The following is a 23069-nucleotide window of genomic DNA, read 5'->3' as shown; positions in this document are numbered from 1 at the left end:
GCTGATGCCTCGGCGGGCGGTCGCGTCGACCGGCAAATGGGTTGCTGTGCCCACCAAGAGCCTCGTAGCTACCAAAACGGACTAAAAGGGCTTCCCCTTCCATTACCTCCCGCCTGGTGTGATGTTCTTCGCCCGGTTCGGTCGCTTCCTGCCCCGGTGAGGGGATCGTTCCGCGCGTGGACGGCCAACGGCAGTCGAGGGTTGCCCGGCATGTGGCACCCGTCGGGGCGCTGTCGCGGGCGGGCACGGATCCCGGTGGCGGGGAACTCCCGACCGCAGGAACCGGGCGGCGGCCGGGAATTCCGGCGGTCCGGGAATCGGTGCGGGCGGACAAGGCGGCGGACCGGGCCCGGTGAATGATTTCCCGGCGCGTATGGACTTCTGGACGGATGCGAACTTCCGGGCGCGTGCGGACTGGCGGGCGGTACGAACTCACGGGTGGTGCGGAGTCGGGAGTGGTGCGGACTGGCGGGCGGTACGAACTCGCGGATGACGCGAACTCGCGGGCGGTGCGAACCCGCGGGTGTGTGCGGACCGGGGAATTCGGCCCGCCCGCCGGAGTCGGCGTGCCGCACCGGGAAAGGCGCCAGGGAGTATGTGCCCCCCGTGTGCCCGCTGACCATTTCTCAATACCGGTTCGGTACGGCGCGGTTGGTGTCGGCGCCGTACGGAGTGGTTCCGCTCTCAGCGCTTCTGGAGCCGGGCCACCCTGGCGCCGATTCCGGCGAGTTCCGCGTACAGGGCGGCGCCCGGACAGTCCGTGGGATAGCCGTCCCGGTGGCCGCCGATCACCGGGAGGACGGCCGAAGTGCCCTTGGGGTAACGGGCCTCGTCGTTGGTGGAGACCAGCGTGACCGAGCCGCGCGGGTCGGGCCCGTCGGGATCCAACTTCCAGGCGGCGAGCCGGGCGATCGCCTCCAGCGCGGGCGCCGGTACGGTCTCGCCCCGGGTGAAGGTGCCGATGGCCGCGACACCGACCGTGCCCTCGTTGAACCCCTTGGTGTGCGCGCCGATGACCGGCCGGCCGGCACCGCCCGCCCGTCCCTCGTAGATGGTGCCGCAGGAGTCGACGAGGAAGTTGTAGCCGATGTCGTCCCAGTGCCGGCCGTAGGCGTGCCCCGCGTACAGCCCGCGCAGGATCTCCGGAACGGTCGCGCAGTCATAGCCGTTCGGTGTGCTCGTGTGATGGACGACGACCGCCTTCACCTTCGGGGCGTACCGCGCCCCCGGCACGGAGTCCGCGCCCTCCGCCTGCCAGGCCGAACGGGGCACGATCACCGGCCGCTCGACATGGTGACGCGACGGCCGGGGCTGGTGCCCGGCCGCCCGCGACGCCGCCGCGGTGCCCGGTGTGCCGCCGAGCGGGACGAACACCGGACAGGTTCCGCACAGCAGGGCGAGCACCGCCACGGCGACGGCGGTGGGGGACCGGTGCCTCGGCACCTGACGCATGCGGCAACCTCCGGTCGTCGGCCCGTGGCCACGGGACCGTGCCGGCGCGGCGCCGGCCCGCGCCGGGACGGGCTTCTGCCACGAAGGTCCCGGCCCGCCGGAGGCCGTCCGCCGCGCCGCTCCCATCGTGGCGTGCCCGCGCGGGACACGCCCGCCGGACTGCTCCAACCGGCTTTCGTGCCGCGCCCCGCGCCCCGCGTCGCTCCTCGGGGGCGCTGGGCGGTGTTGGGGAGGGTGAGGTGTCGACGGTGTCGTCAGCGTTGCCGGCGTCGGCGGCGTTGTCAGTGGAGTGCTCTACGTTTCTCGCAATGGGACCCGCGAACGAGGGACGGGTCCAGCCCGGGGAGGGGTCTGCCATGACCACGACGTATCTGGAGCTGTCGCAGGACGGCGGCGGTGCGCACAAGTTCTACGAGGTGACGGTCGACGGGACGGTGGTCTCGGTGCGCTACGGGCGCATCGGGGCCGCCGGGCAGCTTCAGACGTCCGCGTTTCCCACCCCCGAGAAGGCCCGGGCCGCCGCCGAGAAGAAGATAGGCGAGAAGGTGCGGAAGGGATACGCGCCGGCCGTCCAGGGACAGCGCGCGCCCCGCTCCGTGACCCGCCGCCAGGTCACCTCGGCGCCGTCCACCGCGCGGGCGGTGGCCCCGGTGCTCTGGCGGTTCCGGACCGGCTCCTCGGCGTTCGGCATCCATGTGGACGAGGACCGCTGCTGGGTGGGCAACCAGACGGGCGATGTCTACACACTGAGCCACCAGGGCGAGGTGCTCGCCCGCTACAACCTGCCGGACGGCGTCAAGTGCCTGGTGGCGGACGACTTCTGGATCTACGCGGGCTGCGACGACGGCCGGGTGTACGACCTGTCCTCCAAACTGCCGTTCGCCGCCTATGAGATCGCCCATGATGTGGACATCTTCTGGCTGGACATCCATGAGGGCGTGCTGCATGTGTCGGACCGCGCCGGCCGGCTGACCGTCATCGACCACGAGGACGAGCACCAGTGGGCGCGTACCGGGCGCGGCGAGCACGCGTGGCTGGTCCGGGCCGACGACCGGGCTGTCTACCACGGCGGCGAACGCGGCGTCACGGCCTACGCCCACGGTTCCGGCGCGGAGCTGTGGCACACCGCCACCCGGGGCGCGGTGCTCTTCGGCTGGCAGGAGGAGGACGCCGTCTACGCGGGTACCGCCAACCGGGTCGTCCAGCGGCTGGCGAAGCGCGACGGCGCGGTGGAGGCGACCTTCACCTGTGACGCGCCGGTCTACTCGTGCGCCACCTCGCCGGGCGGCCGGTTCGTCTTCGCCGGTGACTCGTCGTCCTCGGTGTACTGCTTCGACCGGCACGGCACCCGGCTGTGGAAGCTCGGCACCGGCGGTGGTTCGGCGCTCTCGATGCAGTATCTCGACGAGCGGCTCTACCTGGTCACCACGGACGGCTCGCTGGTCTGTGTGGACGCGAGCGAGCAGGCGATCACCGCCGCCCAGCAGGGTTCGGTGCCGGTGGCCCGGGACGTCAAGCTGGCGGCGGCGCTGCCCACCTACGCCCCCGCCACCACCGCCGCCTCGGTGACCGCGGTGGCGGCGGCCCCGGCGGGCGCGATCGTCGTGGAGTGTGTCCAGGACGCCGGCCGGCTGCGGGTCCGGGTGGTCTCGGAGGGGTACGACCCCACCTGGCGGGTCCAGTTCCCGCGCGCCATCCGGGAGCCGGGCGTCCGGTACGTGGTGGACGCGCTGCACCCGGCGTCGGGCGGCTTCTACCGGGTGCGGGGTGACATCAGGAGGCTCCGATGACCGGCGCCGGGTTCGCCGCCGCCTCCGGGGACGGCCCGCCGCCACCGGACGACCCGGAGGGCCGCCGGGCCGCCGAGGTCCGGGTCGCCTTCGAGGGACTGCTCCAGATCAGGCGGCTGAGCAACACCGGGAGCGGTGACCCGCGCGCCCGGCCGGCCCGCTGGGAGCGGAACCGGCCGGAGCGAGCGGTGGCGCTGGCCCTGGAGGCGGCCGGGACGGCCCCGTCGGCGGTGGACGCCACCGGGGCCCGGACCGCCACCGGCTACCGGGTCGGCCCCGGCGAGCGGCCCGGCGCGGTCCGGGTGGAGTGGCTGGGCCCGCCCGGTTCCGGGGCCGTCGCGGAGGAGGAGGCCAGGCTCACGGAGTGCGCCCGGACACTGGAGCGGCTGGGCTGGGAGGCGCTGCTCTACCGGGGGCCGCGGAAGCGGCGGTTCCTGGAGGTGGAGCCGATGCCCGGCCCGGAGTGAGCGGCCGGGCCCGTCCGGAGGCGCGCCGGGTGGGCCCGGTCAGGCGATCGAGGCGGCGATGATCGCCGACACGGCGATGTTGCAGGAGGCCGTCACCCAGACCGCCGGGTGCGGCTCGGGTTCGACCAGCGTGGCGCCCAGCCGCCCGGGTGTCACCAGATCCACCAGCAGGAACGCCACGGCCATCATGACCAGCCCCAGCACACCGAAGACGGCCGTCGACACCAGGCCCTTGCCGAAGTCGTCGTACGTCGTCCAGATGGAGGTGAAGACGATGCCGCCGATACCCAGCAGCGCCGAGCTGAGCAGAACCGCCGCGTTGCGGTTCCGCTCCTCCCATATCTGCCGGCCGAGCCTGCCGGGCGTCAGCACGTCCACCAGGACCATACCGAGCATCAGCAGGACGACTCCGAGCGCTCCATAGGCGGTGGCGCGGCCAAGTCCGTTGACGATGTCGCTCAGTGAGTCGCTCATGTGAAGTGCCGCTCCAGATATGAGGGTCGGACGATGGCGGTCAAGGAGAGGTAAAAGTAGCGCAGCGCGGACGGCCGGGGGACAGGGGGTACGAGGGAGGGCCGGCGACGGCGGTCCGGGTGGCCCGCGGGGCCGGAGGCGGTGGCCCGGCGTCACCCGGCCGGCGCAGCGGCCTGGTCGCCGGGGCGCGGCCCGCGCAGAGTGGAGGGCGTACATCCGGCCGTACCGTCCGCCGAGGAGCCCGTCATGACCTGCCTCAACCGCCGTGATATCGGACTGCTCGCCCTGCGCGCGGGCACCGGCGCGGTACTCGCCGCGCACGGCACCCAGAAGCTCTTCGGCTGGTTCGGCGGCGGGGGACTGGAGGGCACCGCGCGGGCGATGGAGTCGATGGGATTCCGGCCCGGACGGCAGAGCGCACTGGCCGCCGGGCTGGGCGAGGCGGGCGGCGGCGCGCTGCTCGCCCTGGGGCTGGCGACCCCGGCGGCCGGAGCGGTGGCCGCCGGGGCGATGGCAGGGGCGGTCGCGGTGCACGCGCCCGCCGGGTTCTTCGCCCAGTCCGGGGGCTACGAGTATCCGGCGTTCCTCGGCTTCACCTCCGCCGCCATCGCCCTCACCGGAGCGGGCCGGTACTCGCTGGACCATCTCACCGGCCATCCGCTGGACCAGCGCTGGACGCTGGCGGCGGCCTTCCTCGGCAGCGCGCTCGCCGCGGCGGCCGTGGTGGGCCGGCGCGCCAGGGAGCAGGCCCGGCAGGCCGAGACCGGGACGCCGGGCGCCTGACGGCGCGGTACTCCGGCGAAGACGGACGGGGAGGGACGGGGGAGCACGGGGGTGGGACGGTGACGGCGGCGCTCAGCGCCCGTACGCCTCCTGGCACACCCGGGAGATGGCCGGGTCGGTGATGCCGTGGGAGGCCCGGCAGAGGGCGGCCATGTCGTAGCCCGTGCCGGTGCGCGGGGCCGGCCGGACGGCCGGCGACCGGGGCGGCGGTACGGGCCGTCCCCTCGCCTCCCCCCGCTCCGGCGCCGGACGGCCGGGCGCGGGCGCCACGGCGGTGCGGGCCGGGGCCCGGGGGGTGTCCGCCTCCGCCGGGGGCGGGGGTGGCTTCCGGGCGGCGGGGACGGCCGGTCCGGTGCCGGCCAGCTCCTCGACGGCCGGTGGCTCGACCGGGCGGACGGAGGCGGCTGTTGAGGAGGACGCCCCGCCGGCGGGTGCCACCCGGGGCGGGGCCGGGTGGGGGGCGGGCGCGGAGGGCACGGAGACGCACCCCGTCACTCCGAGCAGACCACCGAGGGCGAAGAAGACGATCCGACGCATGCGCCTACTGTCCCGTCCTGCGGAGGCCGGGGGCGCCAGTGACCCGCCGAGCCACCGGCACGAGTGAACCGGGGGACGCCCCGCGCTGACGCGCCCTTCCGGGCGGCGCGGTGCGCACGGGTGGTCCGGAGCCCCCGGCCCGGAGGAGGACCGGAAGGCCCCGGGCGCACCCGCTGCCCGGGGACCGGGCCGAAAACCAGGACCAGGATGCGGGGCCTGGGGGCCAGGGGACCGGGGAGACGCCGTCCACCTGGGGAACCGTGGTGCGCGGGCCCGGGCATACGGTGGAGCCATGCCCGACAGCACCACCGCCACCACGACAACCACGCCCGCCCCCCACACCTCTCACCCCCCTCTTGACGTGACGGCCTATCTCCGCCGGATCGGCTGGAGCGGTGCGCCACGGCCCGACGTGGCCACCCTGCGAGCCGTCCAGACCGCTCATCTGCTCGCCGTCCCGTTCGAGAACCTGGACGCTCTGCGGGGGATCGCCCCCTCGCTCGCCCTGGCCGACCTGACCGGGAAGCTGCTCGACCGGCCGCGCGGTGGCTACTGCTACGAGCACAACACGCTGTTCGCGGCGGTGCTGGAGGCGATCGGGTTCCGGGTCACCCGGCTGGCCGCCCGGGTGGTGGTGGGCGCGGTCTCCTGGAACAGCCGGCCGCGTACCCATATGGCACTGCTGGTCGAAGTACCGGGAGAGCCGGAGCCCTATCTGGCCGATGTCGGCTTCGGCTCCATCGGCGCGCTGCCCACGGCGGTGCCGCTGGTGCCGGAGACCGAATTCCGTGCCGGGTCCCGGTGCCACCGGCTGGTGCGCGCCCCGCATCCGGGGCCGCTGCCGCTCTGGGTGCTCCAGGCCCGTCACCCCGGCGCCGGGCCGGGCGGGGCGGCCGGTGACTGGGAGGCCCAGTACGTCTTCACCCTGGAGCCCTTCGAGCCCGCCGACTTCGAGGTCATCAACTGGCACATCGCGACCAACCCCCGCTCCCCGTTCACCAGCGCCCTCCATGTCCAGCGCACCCTGACCGCCGAGCACCGCTCGCTGGCCGGCCGCCAATTCCGGGTCACCCGGGCCGACGGCACCGTGACCGAGCGGGAGCTGCCGGACGAGACGGAGGCGCGCCGGGTGCTCGCCGAGGAGTTCGGCATCATCGCACCGGACGGGATGGTGTTGCTGGGCGGCCGGCCGACGACTGAGCTGCCGCCCGCCGGCGACTGACCGGCTGGTGACGCGATGGGGTCAGGCGGGGAGCAGCGAGTCGTCCTCGGGGCGCGCGCCGGGCAGCCGGTGCCGGGCCGCGATGAGCGCGGTGTCGATGTCCCGGGTGCCGGTGGAGACACAGAGGGTGTAGGCGAGGTCGTCCATGCGCCGCTGGACATCGGGGCCGCCTTCCCCGGCGTTGAGCGCCCTCAGCGTCTCGTACTGCTCGATCAGGTTGCTCAGGACCGCGGGGTGGGCCATCAGCACGGCGGGACTCCTTCTACACCTCTGGGCGGCGGGCGCCTCGAACACGGCCTCTCGTACCCCCTGCCTCCCCGGACACTCCTCCGTTCGGGTGAACCGTCGTCCGGGTGGCCGGAAGCGCTCGGTGGCCGGGCGCGGGACGCGGAGAGGGGCACGGCCCGAGGTGCGCCCGCGCGGGCGCACTGCTTCCCTGGTGGGGGTGGGGCCGGTTCATCTCCGTCTGTTGCAGGGAGTACGTGATGAGTACCGCCGATGAGTCGCGCGCACGGGTGCGGCAGATGCGTCAGAAGGCCCAGGACCTGGACCGGGCCGCGGAGGGCGTCGACGATCCCCAGGAGCGGCAGCGCCTGCGGGACAAGGCGCGCAGGCTGCGGGACCAGAGCGAGCAGGAGGCCGGGATGGCCAGCGGGGACATCGACCCGATGGTCTGACCGGCGGTCCGGGTGCCCCCGGGAGAAGCAGTGCGGGCAGGCGAAGGCGGGTGACGGCAGGCGAAAGGGCCGGGCATGGGTGACGGCGAGGGTCACCGGCCGTCCGCCGGGCCGGAGACGGCCCGTCGCCGGCCCGGCGGACGGCACGGCGGTCAGGGGCGGCGGCCGGCGGCCACCGGTCCGGTCGCTGCCGCACGGCGGCCGGACTCCGGGGTGTCCGGGGCTCCGGCGGCGCGGTCGGGCTGCCCGGGCGCCGCGCCGGGACGGGGCGGCGGGGGAGCGGGGGCCGGGGGTGTGTAGAGGGCCCGGGCGGCGTCCGCCGCCCGGATGATCGCCGCCACGTCGACCCCGGAGCGCGCCGGGGCCGGCTCCGTCAGGGTGCGGGGTGCCGTGGTCACGGGCGCGGCGACGAGCGGTGCAGATGCCGGCAGCCGCGCGCGGCGGCGAGCAGCTGCTGGACGCCGTTGCCGACGTGCGCGGCCTCGCGCAGCGGCTTGGGGAAGACCAGCCGGGCGTCGACATGGCCGCGCTGGTACTCGTACCGCAGGGTCAGCCCGTACCGGTCCAGGGCCACCGGCATTGTCCGGGTCGCGTCCTCGGTGACCCGGGGGTCGACCAGCCGGGTCAGCTCGGTGACCACATCCCGGTGCGAGCCCGCCAGATGAGTGAGGAGTGCCGCCTCCTCGACGGCCAGCGGGTCGACCTCGGCCAGCACCAGTTCGTCGAGCCCGGCGGCGGTGATCTCCGTCGCCGTCTCCAGGGTGGCCCGCGCCATGTCGAGCCGGAGCACGGCGGCGGCCGAGCGGGGCAGACCGGGCCGGCCGATGGCGCGGGACCGGGCGAGCCAGCCGGAGAGGGTGACCCGGGCACGCACCCGGTCGCGGAGGGCCACCGGCGCGATGTCGGTGAACTCCAGCAGGACCGCGAGCGAGCCGCGCGGCGCGCACGCGGTGAGCGCGGGCAGCGCGCTGTCGGCCGGCAGATGGAGCCGTACCTGCCCCCGCGCGTCCACGGTGTGCTGGCCCGCCAGGTCGAACCGGTGGCCGTCCGAGACGAGACTGAGCGACACCGCACGAGCCAGGACCGAACGAATCTGCTCCGCGGTGGTCGGTTCGGCCGGGGCGGCCGGTACAGCGCTCATCGAGACCCCTCCATTAGGTTAGGCTTGCCTAACTTAGCCGATGGAGTGGATCAGCGCCACCCGGTGTGGCGAAAACCGGGAAACCCGGAAACCGGGGCACGGGGGGCCGGTTGCCCAGGAGTCCGGAAACCGGCAGCCGGGGAGCCGGAGCGGCCTGAGAGGCCGGCAGAAAACGTCCGACGACCCTGCGCGCCGCCCAGCGGCCCCGCGGTGGACACCGAACGAACGGCACGGCGGCGACACGCCGGACGGGCCGACGGGCAGACCGGCGGACGGCTCACGGAGGGAGCGCCGGACGGGCGGCGGTTCGACGGCCGGCGGCTCGACGGGCCGGCGGTTCGACGGGTCGACGAGCTGCGTTTCGAGGCGCCGAGGTGCCGAGGGGCCAACGGGTTGCAGTTCGACGGTTCGACGGGGCGGCGGAGAGAACGCCGGAGAGGCCGAGAAGAGAACGCCTGACAGGCGGCCGATGGGAAGACCGCCGGACGGGCCGGCGGAGAGGACGCCGCCCGCCCGGCCCGGAGCATGCCGGGCCCGGAGACCGCCCGGCCCGGAGCATGCCCGACGGCCCATGAGAACGGCCGGCTTGGTGCCGAGTTCGTCTCATGGGCCGTCGGGGACGGGCAAGCCGCCCGCCGCCGCACCCCCGTGACAGCGGCGGGCGGTGGTCTGTCAGGCGCCGCCCCGCGCGGGTTCCAGCACCCAGAGCCGGTGGTCCCAGCCGAGATCCCGCCGGTCCCGGGCCACCAGCCCGGCGCGCCCGGCCAGTTCCTCCAGCTCCGCGACCGAGCGCAGCCCGGAACCGAAGGCGGAGAGCAGACGCAGATGGTGCAGGGCCACGTCGACGTCCCCGAGGTCGCCCGGGCGCACCGCCTCCACCAGCAGCAGGGTGCCCCCGGCCGGCAGCCCGGCCGCCACCTCGGCCAGCGTCTGCACGGCGTCGTCGTCGGGCAGCCAGTCCAGCAGATGGGAGACGAGCAGCGGCTCCGTGCCCGCGGGCACCGGACCGGCCGACGGTACGAGTTCCACCCGCGACAGCGCCTCGGTGTCGAGCACCCGCTCCTCCAGCACCCGCAGCGCCGACGGCAGGCCGCCGATCCGCACCCGGAGCTCCGGAGCCGCCTTCACCAGCGCGTTCACCAGGGAACCCACGCCGTTCCCGGCCACCGTCAGCGAGGAGAGCGCCGCCCAGTCGTACGCGCCGACAAGACCCGGTGCGACCCAGCGGACGTCCTCCTCGACGGCCGGCCACGCCTCGGCGCCCAGCCGCGCGTCCTCCCGGATCGCCGCGGCCAGCGGCCGGCCGTCGGCGGTGCGGTAACCGGACGCCCCGGTGCGCGCCGCGCCCGGCAGCGCGAGCAGCGAGAGATCCAGCGCGGCCCGTGCCCCGTCCAGGTGGTACTCCTCGGTCGCGTGGTCGTCCTCGGCCAGCTCGTCGCCGACCGGGGTGAGCCGGTAACCGCCGTCCTCCTCGGCCAGGACGCCGTACGCCACCAGCGCCGACGCCAGCGCGGCCAGGACGGACGGGGCCACGTCGCACCGCCGGGCCAGCTCGTCCCCGTCGCACACCCCGGCGGCCAGCAGCTCGATCAGGCCCAGGGTGACGGCCGACCGGATCAGCAGCCCCGGGGCCAGGTCGGTCAGCTCGTACAGCCGCTGCCGGGCCTCGTCCTCGTCCGGTACGGCTCCCGCCGCGCCGGGCGCGGGCTCGGTGCGCCGCCAGTAGCCGGTGATGTGCGTGTTCTCGCGCGGCACCCAGCGGTCGTTCGACAGATGGCGCCGGACACCCTTGAGCGTCACCGCCTCGCCGGCCGCCCAGACGAACACCGTCCCGGGCAGCCACTCCATCTCCCGTACCGCCCGCTCCAGCAGATCGGTGGTGCCGGCCGGTGCGCCGTCCCGGCAGAGCCAGGTCACCTCGGCGTCGGCCTCGGTCGGCAGCTCCTGCCGGTGACTCGGATCCGCCACCTCGACGAACACCCGGGCCCGGGTGCCCCTGGGCATCTCCCCCAGCCAGCGGCCGATCGCCGGCAGCGCGGTCTCGTCACCCAGCACCAGCAGCCAGTCGGCGCCCTCCGGGTGACCCTGCGACATCTTCGGACCGGCGATCCAGGCGGACTCGCCGGGCCGCGCCCGCTCCGCCCACCCCGAGGCGACACCGCCCGCGTGCCGGACGAAGTCGAAGTCGATCTCCCCGGCCTCCGGATCGAAGCGGACCGGTGTGTAGTCCTTGGCGACCGGACGCCCCTCCGGCGGCCAGTCCAGGCGGTTGACGTCCTGCCGGGGCAGTACCAGCTTTCCGGCGGCGTCCGGGAAGAAGAACTTCACATGGTCGTCGAAGCCCTCGGTCCGGAGCGCCGGCAGGTCGAGGCCGTCCCGCCGGAAGGCGCGCAGCTGTTCCCCGCCGAGGGTGATCCGGAGCATGCCCGGGGTGACCTCGGCCGTGCGGACCACGGTCAGTTCCCGCAGCACGATGGGGAAGGTGACGACCGGGCGGGGACTGCGGGCGGACATCGCTGCCACTCCTCGGGACTGATTTCGGGGACGGTTTCGGGACTGCGGCACTGCTACGGGCACTGCTGTGGGCACCCGGACCGCCGGGCGACCGCTCGGCACGGCCCGGACCGCCAGGGACCACCGACCCGTCTGGTGCCGGTGAGCCGGGCCCCGTCCGTCCCCGGTCCGGACGAACCGGAGGGGGGCGGGACCCGGCCCACCGGCGAACCCGGGGGGATCCGGTGGACTCGCCCAGGCTAAGCGGAACCACTGCCACCCGATCCAACCAGCTGACCAGCTCATGCCACCCGGTGGGTCTCTCCCGTCCCTCCTCCCACCCGTCGCCCCCCGGCCCCACCACCGGTGTGCCCGGCGGACGGGGTGCCCCCCGGGGTCCCGGTCCGGCCGCGTGCTTCCACCACGGCGCTCTCTGCCTTGGACCGGGGGACGGATCCGGCTCCTAGCGTGGAGGCTCCCACCCCGCCCGCACGCCGCACGCCCGAGCACCACCCCGAAGGACAGCCGCCGCCCGTGAGACCCCCGACCCCGTCATCCGCGCACCGGCTGCTCCGGCGCTGCCTCCGCGAGGTACGTCCCTGCCTGCTCCGCTCCGTCGCCTGGGCCGCGCTCCGGCAGTGCGCCTTCCTCGCCCTGCCCTGGCTGCTCGGCCGTGCCGTCGACGCCGGCGTACGCCAGGGCTCCCCGGGTGCGGCGGCCTGCTGGGCCGGCGCGTTCCTGGCCACCGCGCTGGCCGAGTACGCCGGTATGCGTGGCTGGCAGCTGTGGGCCAACCTCGCCGACGCGCGCACCGGGAGCCTGCTGCGCGGCCGACTGCTCGGAGCCGTGCTGGCGGTGGACACCGACACCATGGAGCGCCGCACCGGCAGCCACGGCGAGCTGACCACCCGGGCGACCCGGGACGTGGACACCGTGGTGGAGTGGGTGCACGGCCTGACGGCGTGGGTGGTCATCTCCGTGACGGTCCTGGTGCTCGTGCCGGCCCTGGCCGGGCTCGATCCGGCGCTGCTCGCGGTGGCCGCGCTGACCGTGCCCGTGCTGCTGGTGGTCAGCCGGGTGTTCCCGCCGCTCGTCGGGCGGCTGGTCGGCCGGCTCTCGGAGGCGCACGACCGGCGGAACTCCACGGTCGAGGAACTGCTGTCCGCGCTGCTGCCGCTGCGCGGCGCGGGCGGGGACCGGCTGATGACCGAGCGCCACCACCGGCAGAGCGCCGGAGTGACCCGGTCCACGCTCCGGCTGGCGTCCGTCGCCTCCGCCTGGGAGGCCACCGCCTATGTGGTGCCGCTGCTCGCCGTGACGGCGGGGCTGCTGGCGGGCGGCACGGCCGTCGCCGACGGCCGGATCACGGTCGGCGCGCTCACCACCTTCGTGCTGTGGATGGGCACGGTCTCGCTCGCCGTCAGTGTCGCCACCGCCCGGCTCGGGGACCGCACCGAGGCACTGGTCGCCGCCGGCCGGATCGCCACCATCCTCGCCCTGGCGCCGGAGCCGTCCCCGCGTCCCCCGGCCGCCGGGCGGGCGATGGCCGAAGGAGAGGCGGTGGCCGGAGGGGAGGCGGGCGCCGGAGGGGAGGCGGGCGCCGCCCGTCCGACCGCCGGGCCCCTTCCCGTACCCCGGCCGGCCGCACCGGCCGACCCGGTCCCGGCCCTCCCGGCCCCGGCCGCCTCCCTTCCGACCGCCCATGTGCCGGCCGCCCCTCCCACCACGGTGCCGGACGCCGCCGCCCCGGACACCCCGGTCCTGGTTCCGGGCGCCGGTTCCGCCGGGCCCGTACCCGGGGGGCTGTATGTCAGCGGCCTCACCGTGCGCCGGGCGGACCGGCCGGTGGTCGGGCCGCTCAGCCTGACGGCGGCACCCGGCGAGTGGGTGGCGCTCACCGGCCCCACCGGCGCGGGCAAGAGCACCCTGCTGCGGGCCCTCGCCCGGCTGGTCCCCGCGACCGGGGAGGTCCGCCTCGGCGCCGCCGACCTGTGGGACGCCGACCCGGACGAGCTCTACCGGACGGTCGGCTTCGTCCCCGAGGGCCCGCTGCTGATGCGGGGCACCGTCCGGGAGAACCTGCTGCTCAGCGGCGACCGCCCGGAGACCGCCCTGCTCGCCGCCGCGGCCACCGCCGGGCTCGATCTGGCCCTGGCCGGGCTCGCGGACGGCTGGGACACCCAGGTGGGGGAGCGCGGCGGAGCGCTCTCGGGCGGTCAGCGCCAACTGGTCACCCTGGCGCGCGCCCTGCTCCGCGACAGCCCGGTTCTGCTGCTCGACGACGTGACCTCGGCGCTGGACGCCCGAACCGAGGCCACCGTGCTGGCCCGGCTGCGCGCGGCCACCGCGGACCGGGTCGTCGTCTTCGCCACCCACTCGCCCGCCGTCCGTGCCCTCGCCGACCGCGAGGTCACCGTCTCCGGCGGCGCCCTCGATCTGGAAGCCCCGCATGTCTGACGTGCCCGAGATCCCCGGCACCCCCACCGTCCCCACTACCCCCACCATTCCTCCTGTCCCCGTCATTTCCTCCGGCCCCTCCGGCCCCTCCGGCCCCTCCGGCCCCTCCGGCCCCTCTGGCCCTTCTGATCTTTCTGACCCCTCCGACCCTTCTGGCTCCTCCGACCCCTCTGACCCCCTCGTTTCCCTCGTCCCCCGGCTCGGTGAATCGCCCGAGGGGCGGGCGGTGTTCCGCCGTGCCGTCCCCTTTCTGGCCGGCCACCGGGCCGCGCTCGGCCTCGCCGTGCTCCTCAATCTGGCCGGGGCCGGGCTCGCCGCCGGTGTCACCGCGCTGATCGGCACCGTGGTGGACGCGGCGAGCGCCGGCGACCACGCGGCGCTGGGCCGTCGGGTACTGCTGCTGCTGGGCCTCGTCGCCGCCGGGGGAGTGCTCACCTGGCTGGCCCGCTACTGGCTGATCCGGGTCGGGGAGCGCGTCCTCGCCGGGCTGCGCGAGCGGGCCACCGAGGCCGTGGGCGCGGCGCCGCTGCGTTTTCTGGAGACCCATCCGCGGGGCGAGTTGCTGCGTCGGCTGACCGGTGAGATCAACGGACTGGGCTCGTTCGCCGGGACCACCCTGCCGGATCTGGTGACGGCCGGTCTGGTGCTGGGCGCCACGGTCCTGATGCTGGGCCTGCACTCCTGGCCGCTCACCGCCCTGCTGCTGGTGGTCTTCGTGCCGCTCGCCCTGCTCGTGGTGCGGGGCTTCCACCGCGCGGCCGGCCCCGCCTTCGAGACGGTCGCGGAGGCCGAGGCGGCGGTGGCGGCGACCTTCACCGAGACGCTGCCGGCCCAGGAGCAACTGCGGATCAGCGGCGCCGCGCCCCGCTGGCTGGCCCGGTTCGGCCGGGAGAACGACCGGCTGCTGGCGGCCAGGACGGAGGCCGTCCGGGGCGAACTCCGGCTCAACCGGCTGGTGCTGCTCCAGGCCGGCTGTGTGGCCGGGCTGCTGGTGCTCGGCGCCGTCCTGGTCGGCCGCGGGGCGCTGAGCGTCGGCGCGGCCGTGGTGTTCGTGCTGGCCACCCGGGACCTGGGCGCCCGCTTCGAGGACCTCGCCGGGGCGATCGGGGAGGCCAAGGAGGCGCGGGTGCGACTGGCCCGGCTGCTCGACCTGCTGCGGGTGACCGGGGCCGCGGCGGACCGGGTACGGCGGGAGCCCGGCGCCCCGGTGCCGCCGGAGCGCGGCGCGCTCACCCTGACCGGTGTCGGCTTCGCGTACGGTCCCGGGCGGCCGGTCCTGGACGGGCTCACGCTGACCGTGGCGAGCGGGGAACGGCTGGTGGTGGCGGGCCCCACCGGGTCCGGCAAGTCGACCCTGGGCAAGTTGCTGGCCGGGCTCTACGTCCCCGACCGGGGGACCGTCGCCTTCGCCGGCCACGACCTGTCCGGCCTCGACCCGGCGCGGCTGCGGGAGCGGATCGTGCTGGTGCCGCAGGAAGTGGTGCTGGTGGCGGGCACCCTGGCGGAGAACCTGGCGATGGTGCCGGGCCGGCCCGGACGGGCCCGTATCGAGGAAACGGTCGGCCGGCTCGGCCTGGCCGCCTGGGTGGCCGCGCTGCCGGACGGCCTGGACACGCCCGTGGGCACCCGGACCCTCTCGGCGGGCGAGCGCCAGCTGGTCGCGGTGGTCCGGGCGGCGCTCGCCGACCCGGCGGTGCTGATCCTGGACGAGGCGACCGCCGGGGTCGACCACGAGACCGCCGCCCGGATCGAGGAGGCGCTCTCGGTGACCGCCGGCGACCGGACCCTGATCGTGATCGCCCACCGGGCCGACACCCTCGGCCGGGGCCGCCGGCTGCTGACCCTGCCCGGCGGCCGGCTCACCGACGTGGCGCGCTGAGCCCGTCCGCGTACGACCACTCACCCTCATCCGCGCATGACTCCCCGCGCATGACTTCGCGTACGACTCCCCGCGTACGACCAGCCAGGTTCATTCGCGCACGTTCGTCCGCGGACGACTGTCCGTGTACGGCCGTTCGCCGCCCCCGGCGGCCGTCCGGCACACCCGCCACCGTCCGGAACGGTCCGGCACCGTCCACACCGCCCGGCGGCGTCACAGCCGGAAGGGCCCGGGTCCCCCCCCGTGCGGGGAGGACCCGGGCCCTTCCTGGTCCGGCGGTCCTTCGGCAACCGCGTCCCCACCGGGTGCCCGGTTACTTACCGGCCGTGGCCTTGGCGAGGATCGGGGTCAGCTTCTCCACCAGCCAGGCCGAGTTGAGCGCGTCCGGGTAGGCGAGGGCGGAGGCGAGGTTGTTCTTCGACGGGACCACCGCGTAGTGCTTGCCCTTCACCACCTTCAGCGACTGGAAGAGCTTGTCGCCCTCCAGCTCCGGAGCGCTGAGCAGCCCCTCGTCACCGAAGGGGTACGTCATCAGCAGTACGTCCGCCTCCAGCTGGTCCAGGGTCTCGCGGCTGACCGCGTTCTTCTGGGCGGAGAACTTCGCCGCGTTGGGCGCCTTGCGGAAGCCCAGGCCCTCGAAGACACCGGCGTCCTGGCCGGAGTTCGACATGTAGGTGATCTGCTCGGGGTGGACCACCGCATAGGTGTACGTCTTGCCCTTGAACTCCGGGTGGGCGGCGGCCGCGTCGGTGACCGCCTTCTGGTTGGCGGCGATCACCTGGTCGGCCCGGCCGGTGAGCCCGAGCGCCCGGGCGGCGGCCTTCAGCCGCTCCTGCCAGGTCAGGGTGTCGGCCTGCTTCTTGTCGGTGAAGGTGACGACCGGCGCGATCGGCGACAGCTTGGCGTAGTCGGTGTCCATGGACCAGGTGTTCATGCCCAGGATGACGTCCGGCTCCTCGGCGGCGACCGCCTCGTAGTCGGTGCCGTCGGTGTCGTCGTACGTCTTCAGCTTCTTCACGCCCAGCTTGTCCAGGGCGCGCTGCTTGTACTCCGGCACCGGCCCGCCGTCCTCGGCGTCGGGAGTGATCACCGGGATCACGCCCAGGGCGAGGGCTATGGAGGTGTCGCCGTCCGAGACCGTGGCCACCTTCAGCGGCTTCTTCTCGACCGTGTCCTTGCCCCAGGCGCTGGTGAGGGCGACCGGGAAGGCGTCGCCGGCGCCGTTCTTCTCCGCGCCCTCGGCGTTCGCGGTGTCCTTGCCGTCCTTGTTGTCCTGGGTGCCGTTCCCGCCGCAGCCGGCGAGCAGGGTGAGGCAGGCGGTGGCGGCCAGCAGGGCCGTCGCGGTCCGGCGGCGGATCGCGCTGTTCATGAGGGTTCTCCTGGGATGAGGGTGCGGGGGGCGGACGATGTGGGGGCGAGGGTGCGGCGGCCCAGCGGGAAGATCTGCGGGCGGCCGGTGTACGGATGCGGGACGACGACGCACGTCAGGCCGAAGACCTCGGCCACGGTCTCCTCGGTGAGCACCTGCTCGGGCGGACCCTGGCACACCACCCGGCCGTCCCGCATGGCGATCATGTCCGAGGCGTACAGCGCGGCCTGGTTGAGGTCGTGCGAGACCAGCACGATCGTCTTGCCCGCCTGCTCGTTGAGCTCGGCGAGGAGGTCCATCACCTCTATCTGATGGGCGACGTCCAGATAGGTGGTGGGCTCGTCGAGCAGCAGCGTGGGGGTGTCCTGGGCGAGCGCCACGGCGATCCAGACCCGCTGCCGCTGGCCGCCGGAGAGCTGGTCGACCGGCCGGTCCACCAGCTCGGCGGTGCCGGTGGCCAGCAGCGCGTCCGCGATCACCGTTTCGTCGGCGGCGGTGCGCCGCTGACCGAACCTCCGGTGTGGATGGCGGCCCCGCCAGACCAGGTCCCCGACGGTGATGGACTCCGGCGCGATCGGGGACTGCGGCAGGATGCCCAGCCGGCGCGCCACCTGACGGGTGGGCAGCGAGCGGATGTCGGCGCCTTCCAGCAGCACCGAGCCGGCGGCGAGCGGCAGCAGCCGGGCGACCGACTTCAGCAGGGTCGACTTGCCGCAGGCGTTGGGACCGACCAGGGCGGTGATCCGGCCGGCCGCGATGCCGACGGAGAGGCCGTCGATGATCAGGGACGAGCCGTAACCGGCGCTGACGGCCCGGGCCTCCAGCCGGTGCGCCGGGTGCCGCCCGGGGGAGTGGGGGTCGGTCATGGAGTGGCCTCCTGCCGGCGCCGGAGCAGCAGCCAGACGAAGTAGGGCGCGCCGAGCAGCGCGGTGAGGACCCCGGTCGGGACCGGGCTGACGAGAGGCGCGTGCTGGGCCAGCACATCCGCCCCGAGGACGATGACCGCGCCCACCGGCACGGCGAGGGCCACCGCCCGGCTCGGTCCGGCCAGCCGTACCGCGATGGGTCCGCTGATCAGCGAGACGAAGCCGACCGGACCCACCACGCTGGTGGCCAGCGCGGCGCCCGCGGCGCCCAGCAGCAGCGCCGTCGTCCGGGTGAGCCCGACCGGGGTGCCGAGCCCGGTGGCGAACTCGTCGCCCAGCGCCAGGCAGTCCAGCCGCCGGCTCAGCAGCGCCGTACCGGCACCGCAGACGGCCAGTCCCCAGGCGAGCGTGGTGACGCCTGCCCAGTCGGCGCCGTTCACACTGCCGATGGTCCAGCGCATCATGGCGGCGAGAGTGTGCTCCTCGGCCAGTGTGAACAGATAGTTGGTGTACGCGGAACAGACCGCGCTCAGTCCGATGCCCACCAGCACCAGCCGGTAGGTGTCCACGCCGCCCCGCCAGCTGAGTGCGTGGATGGCGCCCACCAGGAGGAAGGCCCCGGCCACCGCGGCGAGCGGGGTGCCCAGCGGCAGGGCGGGCAGCAGCACCAGCACGGTGGTGGCGCCCGCCGACGCGCCGGCCGAGATACCCACGATGTCGGGGGTGGCCAGCGGATTGCGCACCACCCGCTGGTAGAGCGCCCCGGAGAGGCCGAACAGCGCGCCGGCGAGCAGCGCGGCCAGCGCGCGGGGCACCCGTATCCGGTGGATGGTGTAGTCGGCCACCCCGTCCCGCAGCCCGAGGGCGGCGGGCAGCACATCGCCCGGCTCGATCCGGCGCAGCCCGCCCAGCAGCACCGAGGCGACGAGGAGGCCGGCGAGCAGCAGCCCCAGGACGACGGCGGTGAGTGTCACCCGGCGCGACCGGGCCCGGTACGTCCGGCGGAGCCGGCCGAGCAGCTCCGCCCGCGCCGGGCCGGTGGCGTCCGGCTCCGCGCGCGTCGGGTCGGTGGCGGGGCCGCCGGGGGTGGTGGGGGCAGCGGCGTCGCCGGGAGCCGGGCACACCGAGTACGGCGGGGGCGCCGGGCGCGCGTCGGCCCCGCCGGTCTCGGCGGCCTGGCCTGCCCCATCGGCCTTGTCGGCCTGGTCGGCTTCATCCGTCTTGATGGTCTTGTCGGTCACACCCGCACCAGGTCCCTGCGTCGGGCCAGCCACACGAAGAACGGCGTGCCGACGGCGGCGGTCATGATCCCGACCTGCACCTCGCCCTGGTCCAGCACCAGTCGCCCCGCCGTGTCGGCGGCGAGCAGCAGCACCGCCCCGCAGGCCATGGAGACCGGCAGCGACCAGCGGTGGTCGGCGCCGGTCAGCAGCCGGGCGCAGTGGGCCGCGACCAGTCCGACGAACGCCACCGGGCCGACCGCCGCGGTGGCCGCCGCGCAGAGCAGCACCGCCACCGCTGCGGCGGCCAGCCGGGCCCGCTCCACCCGGACGCCCAGGCCCCGGGCCGCGTCGTCGCCGAGGCCCAGCAGATTGAGGGTGCGGCCCAGCGGCAGGGCGAGCAGCAGTCCGGCCGCCATGAAGGGCACCGCCTGGCTCAGCACCCCGGCGCGGCCGGTCAGCTGACCCACCGACCAGAACCGCAGATGCGCGTAGACCGCCTCGTCCCGCACCACCAGCAGGGTGATCAGCGAGGACATCACGGCGGCGACCGCGACGCCCGCCAGCACCAGTCCGATGGTCGAGCTGCCCGTCGTGGCACGCAGACCGATCAGATGCACCAGTACGGCGGTGACCGCGGCCCCGACGAGCGCCAGCCAGAAATAGCCGCGCACCCCGGTGATCCCGAAGCACACGATGCCCAGCACCACGAACATGGACGCGCCCTGCTCGATACCGAGGACCCCCGGATCGGCCAGCGGGTTCATGGTCAGCCCCTGCATGATCATTCCGGAGCCGCCGAGCGCGGCGCCGACCGCGAGGCCCAGCAGGGTGCGCGGTATGCGCTCCGCCCACAGCACATGGGTCTCGTAACCGCTCCCGCCGGGGTGCGCCAGGATCCGGACAATCTCCAGCGGGGCGATGTCACGGGCGCCGAGCCCGACGCTCGCGACGACCACCGCGGCCAGCGCGGCGACGGCCAGCACGCTCACCGCCGTACCTCGGGAGAACCCGGTCCGGACCGGCGGGGGCGGCGCCGATACGGGCGGGGAAGAATCAGACATGGGTGTTTCCTGGGCTCGAAAAACGGGGTGAAGGCCGGGTTAGGTTACCCTTACTCGGCTCGCTGTCATCCAAAGCCGGGGCGAGTCGTTCACACTGAGGGGTCAGCTGTCCCGACCCCGCATGGAGGTTGCCGTGATCGAGTGCGTCGTTTCGATCGGACCCGAGACCACCGAAGGAACGGGGCGCCGTCCGGTCCTGTCGGCCGTCGCCGACGACGACTTCATCGCCGCCGGCGGCCACCCCACCCATGTTCACGACTTCCATCAGTTCCTCTTCGTTCCGCTCGGCTGGATCACGGTCACCGCGCGCGGACACGAGTACCGGCTCTCGCCCTCGGTGGCCCTCTGGGTGCCCGCGGGGCTGCCGCACAGCGCGCGCTTCGACAGTGACTCCATCGTCGTCGGTGAGAGCTTCGACGCCGACCGGCACCGACTGCCGCACACCGACGCCACGGTCGTCAACGTCACCGTCGCCCAGCGCCGGCTGCTGCTCGCCCGGATGCGCAGCTCGGAGGAGCGCGACGACGACGCGGCCGTCTTCGCCACCCTGTCCGCCGGGCACCAGGACTCGCTGCCGCTGCCCCAGCCCACCAGCCGTACCGCGGCGATCGTCGCCACCGAACTCGGCCGCCGGCCCAGCGACCCCCGTACCGCCACGGAGTGGGCCCAGAGCCTCTTCATCAGCTCGACCAGCCTGCGCCGGGCCTTCCGCTCCGAGACCGGGCTGCCCTTCTCGGAGTGGCGCACCCGGCTCCGCCTCAACCACTCCCTCGACCTGCTCCAGCAGGGACTGCTGGTCAGCACCGTCGCCGCGCGGGTCGGGTTCGTCTCGACCAACGGCTACATCCTGGCCTTCCGCCGCTACTTCGGCGAGACCCCGGGTGCCTATGTCCGGCGCGCCGCCGAGCGGGCGGCCGGCTGAGGTCCCGGCCGGGCTCGGCCCCGGACACACCGGACCGGACCGCCCCGACCCCGGGGCCTGCCCGGGTCCGGTCCGGGTCCACCCGGGGCCCGGTCCGGCCGCTGCTTCCGGGGCTTGCCGCCGGTCCGTGTCCGGTACCCGCCCACCCGGCCCGCCGCACTGCATACAGTGGCAGCCTCGGAGCGGGCGACGGGGTGTTCCCCGCCGCCCGGCCGGCCAGGAGACGGGGAACGGGGAAAAGGGCGCATGACGTACCAGGTTCCGCCGCAGGCGGCGCACTTCGTGGACCGGGAAGGGGAACGGGCCAAGGCGTTCCGCGCCCTGACGGAGCGGGACGGGCGCGCCCGGCCGCTCTGCCTGGCGCTCAGCGGGCTCGGCGGCACCGGCCGCACCGAGCTGGCCTTCGAGCTGGTCCGGGAGGTCTCCGAGCGCTACCCCGACGGCGTCCTCTACGCGGACCTGGACGATCTGCGGCGGGACGGGGCGGTGGACACCGGCGATGTGCTCACCCGGCTGCTGCGCGCGCTCGACGTGCCCCCCGAGTGGATCGAGGGCACCTTCAAGAACCGCTGCACCCAGTACTGGAGCAAGACCCACGGCAAGCGGCTGATCGTCGTCCTCGACAACGCCCGCACCGCGGCCGAGGTGGTACCGCTGCTGCCGTCCTCCGGCGACAGCCTGGTCCTGGTCACCAGCCAGGGACCGCTGTACGAGCTGGAGCGCGGCGCCGTGGTCGAACTGCCGCTGGCCCCGCTGGCGGACGAGCACGCCGGGGAGCTGCTGCGGCGGCTGGCCGACGACCCCAGACTGCCGGCCGACCCCGAGCTGACCGGTCGTATTCTGCGGCTCTGCTCGGGGCTGCCCGCCGCCCTGCACGTCGCCGCCGGCTGGCTCCGCCGGCACCGCAGGCGCCCGCTCGACCGGCTGGTGCGGGAGCTGACCGCCGACCTCCACGACAGGGGCGTGCCCGTGGTCGAGGGACTCTGGGACGCCGCCTGCGCCGGGCTCGGTCCCGACGCCGCCGCCCTCTACCGGCTGCTGGCCGTCCACCCGGCCCCGGCCGTCCCGGTCGCCTCCGCCGTCGCCCTGCTGGGCCGGGGCCCGGAGGCGACCGACGACGCGGTGGACGAACTGGAGGCGGCGGGGCTGCTGTCGGTCACCGGCGAGTGGCTGCGGCTGCCCGAACTGCTGCGGGCCCACGCCCGCCGCTGGGCCGACCGCACCGGCGACCCGCGCGAGGCGGCCGAGGCGTTCGACCGGCTGGCGCACTGGTACCTGCGGCAGGCGCAGCGGGCCGATCTGCTGGTGGCGGGTGCCCGGCTGGTCCTGGCCCCGCGGGCGGCCGCGCTCCCGGGCACCCCGGACGCGGAGTTCACCGGTGAGGACGGCGCCCGGGAGTGGCTGGAGGAGGCGGCTCCGGCCCTGCACGGCTGTGTGCGCGCCGCCCACGCCCGGGGGCTCGACACCCTGGCCTGGTCGCTGTGCGAGCCGCTCTGGACGCATCACCTGGACTTCCCGCACCCCCGGCTCACCGAGGAGCTCTACACCACCGGGCTGGCCGCCGCGCTCCGGGCCGGTGACTCGGCCGGGGCGGTCCGGATGTGCTGCCAGGCCGCCCGGAGCGCCTGGGAGTCCGGCGACCTGGCCGGTGCCGCCCGCCTCCTCGACCGGGCGGAGAGCACCCTGCCGCTGCTCGACGCCACGCCCCCGCACCGCAAGCTGGGCGCCTCGGTCACCGAGTTCCGCGGCATGCTGCTGTCGGCCCGGGCGGCGGCCACGGTGGCCGAGGACCCCGCCGGGGCGCACGCGGAGTGGGCCCGGGCCGCGCAGTGCTTCCAGAGCTCCCGTGCCATCCATCTGGCGCTGGAGAACGCCTACGGCGTCCTGGTGCAGACCTACCGCTGGGGCGAGGTGGCCGCCCGGCTCGGCGATCTGGAGCGGGCCGCCGCGCTGCTGACGGAGGCGTACGCGTCGGCCGCCGCCGACCGGCGCGGCCGGCTGACCGGCCGCATCCAGTACGCCCTGGCCGGGGTGGAGGCCCGGCGCGGCCACCGGGAGGAGGCCGGCGCCCACTACCTGGCCGCCCTGGACCGCGCCCGGGCGCGGCGCGCCGGCCGGGAGGAGGAGCGGGTGCTGATCGCCCTGGCCGGGTACGCCGAGGAGGGCGGCGACCCGGCCGGCGCCGAGCGCTACCGGGAGCTGGCCCGCGCGGTGCGCGAACGGAACGGCGGGCTCGCGTAGCACTGCCGGACCGGC

20 protein-coding genes are annotated in these 23069 nt (G+C 75.1%); 9 read left to right on the top strand and 11 right to left on the bottom strand.

The annotated features are described in order from the left end of the window. Positions 1 to 684: 684 nt before the first annotated feature. Positions 685 to 1452, bottom strand: coding sequence for a peptidoglycan recognition protein family protein (locus tag NX801_RS17925; RefSeq protein ID WP_258788758.1), 768 nt, complete (start codon positions 1450 to 1452; stop codon positions 685 to 687). 356 nt (positions 1453 to 1808) lie between these two features. On the opposite strand from NX801_RS17925, the gene NX801_RS17920 reads away from it, so the two are divergent. Both NX801_RS17920 and NX801_RS17915 read left to right on the top strand, forming a co-directional pair. Continuing rightward, the gene (locus tag NX801_RS17920; RefSeq protein ID WP_258788757.1) at positions 1809 to 3242 is read left to right on the top strand and encodes a WGR domain-containing protein; all 1434 of its coding nucleotides are present in this window, start codon (positions 1809 to 1811) and stop codon (positions 3240 to 3242) included. Continuing rightward, positions 3239 to 3709 carry a hypothetical protein gene (locus NX801_RS17915; RefSeq protein WP_258788756.1) on the top strand — a complete coding sequence of 157 codons (471 nt, stop codon included), beginning with the start codon at positions 3239 to 3241 and terminating at the stop codon, positions 3707 to 3709. The genes NX801_RS17920 and NX801_RS17915 overlap by 4 nt, the downstream gene beginning before the upstream one ends. A 39-nt stretch (positions 3710 to 3748) precedes the next feature. On the opposite strand, the gene NX801_RS17910 is transcribed toward NX801_RS17915, so the two are convergent. After that, the gene (locus NX801_RS17910; RefSeq protein WP_258788805.1) at positions 3749 to 4171 is read right to left on the bottom strand and encodes a DUF350 domain-containing protein; all 423 of its coding nucleotides are present in this window, start codon (positions 4169 to 4171) and stop codon (positions 3749 to 3751) included. A gap of 258 nt (positions 4172 to 4429) precedes the next feature. Between NX801_RS17910 and NX801_RS17905 the strand changes: the two genes are divergently transcribed. Next, a complete protein-coding gene (locus NX801_RS17905) occupies positions 4430 to 4966 on the top strand; it encodes a DoxX family protein (protein WP_258788755.1) in 537 nt (178 codons plus the stop codon). Between the two features lie 72 nt (positions 4967 to 5038). Here the strand turns inward: NX801_RS17905 and NX801_RS17900 are convergent, their stop codons facing one another. Further along, the gene (locus tag NX801_RS17900) at positions 5039 to 5503 is read right to left on the bottom strand and encodes a hypothetical protein (RefSeq protein WP_258788754.1); all 465 of its coding nucleotides are present in this window, start codon (positions 5501 to 5503) and stop codon (positions 5039 to 5041) included. A gap of 292 nt (positions 5504 to 5795) precedes the next feature. On the opposite strand from NX801_RS17900, the gene NX801_RS17895 reads away from it, so the two are divergent. After that, the gene (locus tag NX801_RS17895; protein WP_258788753.1) at positions 5796 to 6725 is read left to right on the top strand and encodes an arylamine N-acetyltransferase family protein; all 930 of its coding nucleotides are present in this window, start codon (positions 5796 to 5798) and stop codon (positions 6723 to 6725) included. A gap of 21 nt (positions 6726 to 6746) precedes the next feature. On the opposite strand, the gene NX801_RS17890 is transcribed toward NX801_RS17895, so the two are convergent. After that, on the bottom strand, positions 6747 to 6974 hold the full coding sequence (locus NX801_RS17890; protein WP_258788752.1) for a DUF5133 domain-containing protein: 228 nt from the start codon (positions 6972 to 6974) through the stop codon (positions 6747 to 6749). A 236-nt stretch (positions 6975 to 7210) separates the two neighbouring features. Between NX801_RS17890 and NX801_RS17885 the strand changes: the two genes are divergently transcribed. Then, the gene (locus tag NX801_RS17885; RefSeq protein ID WP_258788751.1) at positions 7211 to 7402 is read left to right on the top strand and encodes a DUF6381 family protein; all 192 of its coding nucleotides are present in this window, start codon (positions 7211 to 7213) and stop codon (positions 7400 to 7402) included. Between the two features lie 152 nt (positions 7403 to 7554). On the opposite strand, the gene NX801_RS17880 is transcribed toward NX801_RS17885, so the two are convergent. The 3 genes from NX801_RS17880 to NX801_RS17870 form a co-directional block, all read right to left on the bottom strand. Then, positions 7555 to 7800 (bottom strand): hypothetical protein, encoded by a 246-nt coding sequence (locus NX801_RS17880; protein WP_258788750.1) that lies wholly within the window; start codon positions 7798 to 7800, stop codon positions 7555 to 7557. Beyond that, entirely contained in the window at positions 7797 to 8543 is a 747-nt protein-coding gene (locus tag NX801_RS17875; RefSeq protein WP_258788749.1) for a DUF2470 domain-containing protein, read from the bottom strand. The genes NX801_RS17880 and NX801_RS17875 overlap by 4 nt, the downstream gene beginning before the upstream one ends. 672 nt (positions 8544 to 9215) lie before the next feature. Next, on the bottom strand, positions 9216 to 11057 hold the full coding sequence (locus NX801_RS17870; RefSeq protein WP_258788748.1) for a siderophore-interacting protein: 1842 nt from the start codon (positions 11055 to 11057) through the stop codon (positions 9216 to 9218). A 513-nt stretch (positions 11058 to 11570) separates the two neighbouring features. Between NX801_RS17870 and NX801_RS17865 the strand changes: the two genes are divergently transcribed. Continuing rightward, entirely contained in the window at positions 11571 to 13493 is a 1923-nt protein-coding gene (locus NX801_RS17865) for an ABC transporter ATP-binding protein (RefSeq protein WP_258788747.1), read from the top strand. Positions 13494 to 13719: 226 nt separating this feature from the next. Further along, the gene (locus NX801_RS17860) at positions 13720 to 15372 is read left to right on the top strand and encodes an ABC transporter ATP-binding protein (RefSeq protein ID WP_258788746.1); all 1653 of its coding nucleotides are present in this window, start codon (positions 13720 to 13722) and stop codon (positions 15370 to 15372) included. Between the two features lie 313 nt (positions 15373 to 15685). On the opposite strand, the gene NX801_RS17855 is transcribed toward NX801_RS17860, so the two are convergent. Genes NX801_RS17855 through NX801_RS17840 form a run of 4 tightly spaced genes read right to left on the bottom strand, consistent with a single transcriptional unit; the run spans position 15686 to position 19891 of the window. Then, a complete protein-coding gene (locus NX801_RS17855) occupies positions 15686 to 16741 on the bottom strand; it encodes an ABC transporter substrate-binding protein (protein WP_258788745.1) in 1056 nt (351 codons plus the stop codon). Then, positions 16738 to 17607: an ABC transporter ATP-binding protein gene (locus NX801_RS17850; RefSeq protein ID WP_258788744.1), complete on the bottom strand. Its 870-nt coding sequence runs from the start codon at positions 17605 to 17607 to the stop codon at positions 16738 to 16740. The genes NX801_RS17855 and NX801_RS17850 overlap by 4 nt, the downstream gene beginning before the upstream one ends. Then, positions 17604 to 18848: a FecCD family ABC transporter permease gene (locus NX801_RS17845; RefSeq protein ID WP_258788743.1), complete on the bottom strand. Its 1245-nt coding sequence runs from the start codon at positions 18846 to 18848 to the stop codon at positions 17604 to 17606. The genes NX801_RS17850 and NX801_RS17845 overlap by 4 nt, the downstream gene beginning before the upstream one ends. After that, positions 18845 to 19891: a FecCD family ABC transporter permease gene (locus tag NX801_RS17840; protein ID WP_258788742.1), complete on the bottom strand. Its 1047-nt coding sequence runs from the start codon at positions 19889 to 19891 to the stop codon at positions 18845 to 18847. Before NX801_RS17840 ends, NX801_RS17845 begins: the two co-directional genes overlap by 4 nt. Positions 19892 to 20012: 121 nt before the next feature. On the opposite strand from NX801_RS17840, the gene NX801_RS17835 reads away from it, so the two are divergent. Then, positions 20013 to 20813: a helix-turn-helix transcriptional regulator gene (locus NX801_RS17835; RefSeq protein ID WP_258788741.1), complete on the top strand. Its 801-nt coding sequence runs from the start codon at positions 20013 to 20015 to the stop codon at positions 20811 to 20813. A gap of 246 nt (positions 20814 to 21059) precedes the next feature. Then, the gene (locus NX801_RS17830; RefSeq protein ID WP_258788740.1) at positions 21060 to 23054 is read left to right on the top strand and encodes a hypothetical protein; all 1995 of its coding nucleotides are present in this window, start codon (positions 21060 to 21062) and stop codon (positions 23052 to 23054) included. Positions 23055 to 23069 lie beyond the last annotated feature (15 nt).

This window comes from Streptomyces pyxinae, assembly GCF_024756275.1.
Classification (GTDB): Bacteria; Actinomycetota; Actinomycetes; order Streptomycetales; family Streptomycetaceae; genus Streptomyces; species Streptomyces pyxinae.
Note: the sequence above shows the minus strand (reverse complement) of the source record. Positions and strands in the feature narration are given on the sequence as shown.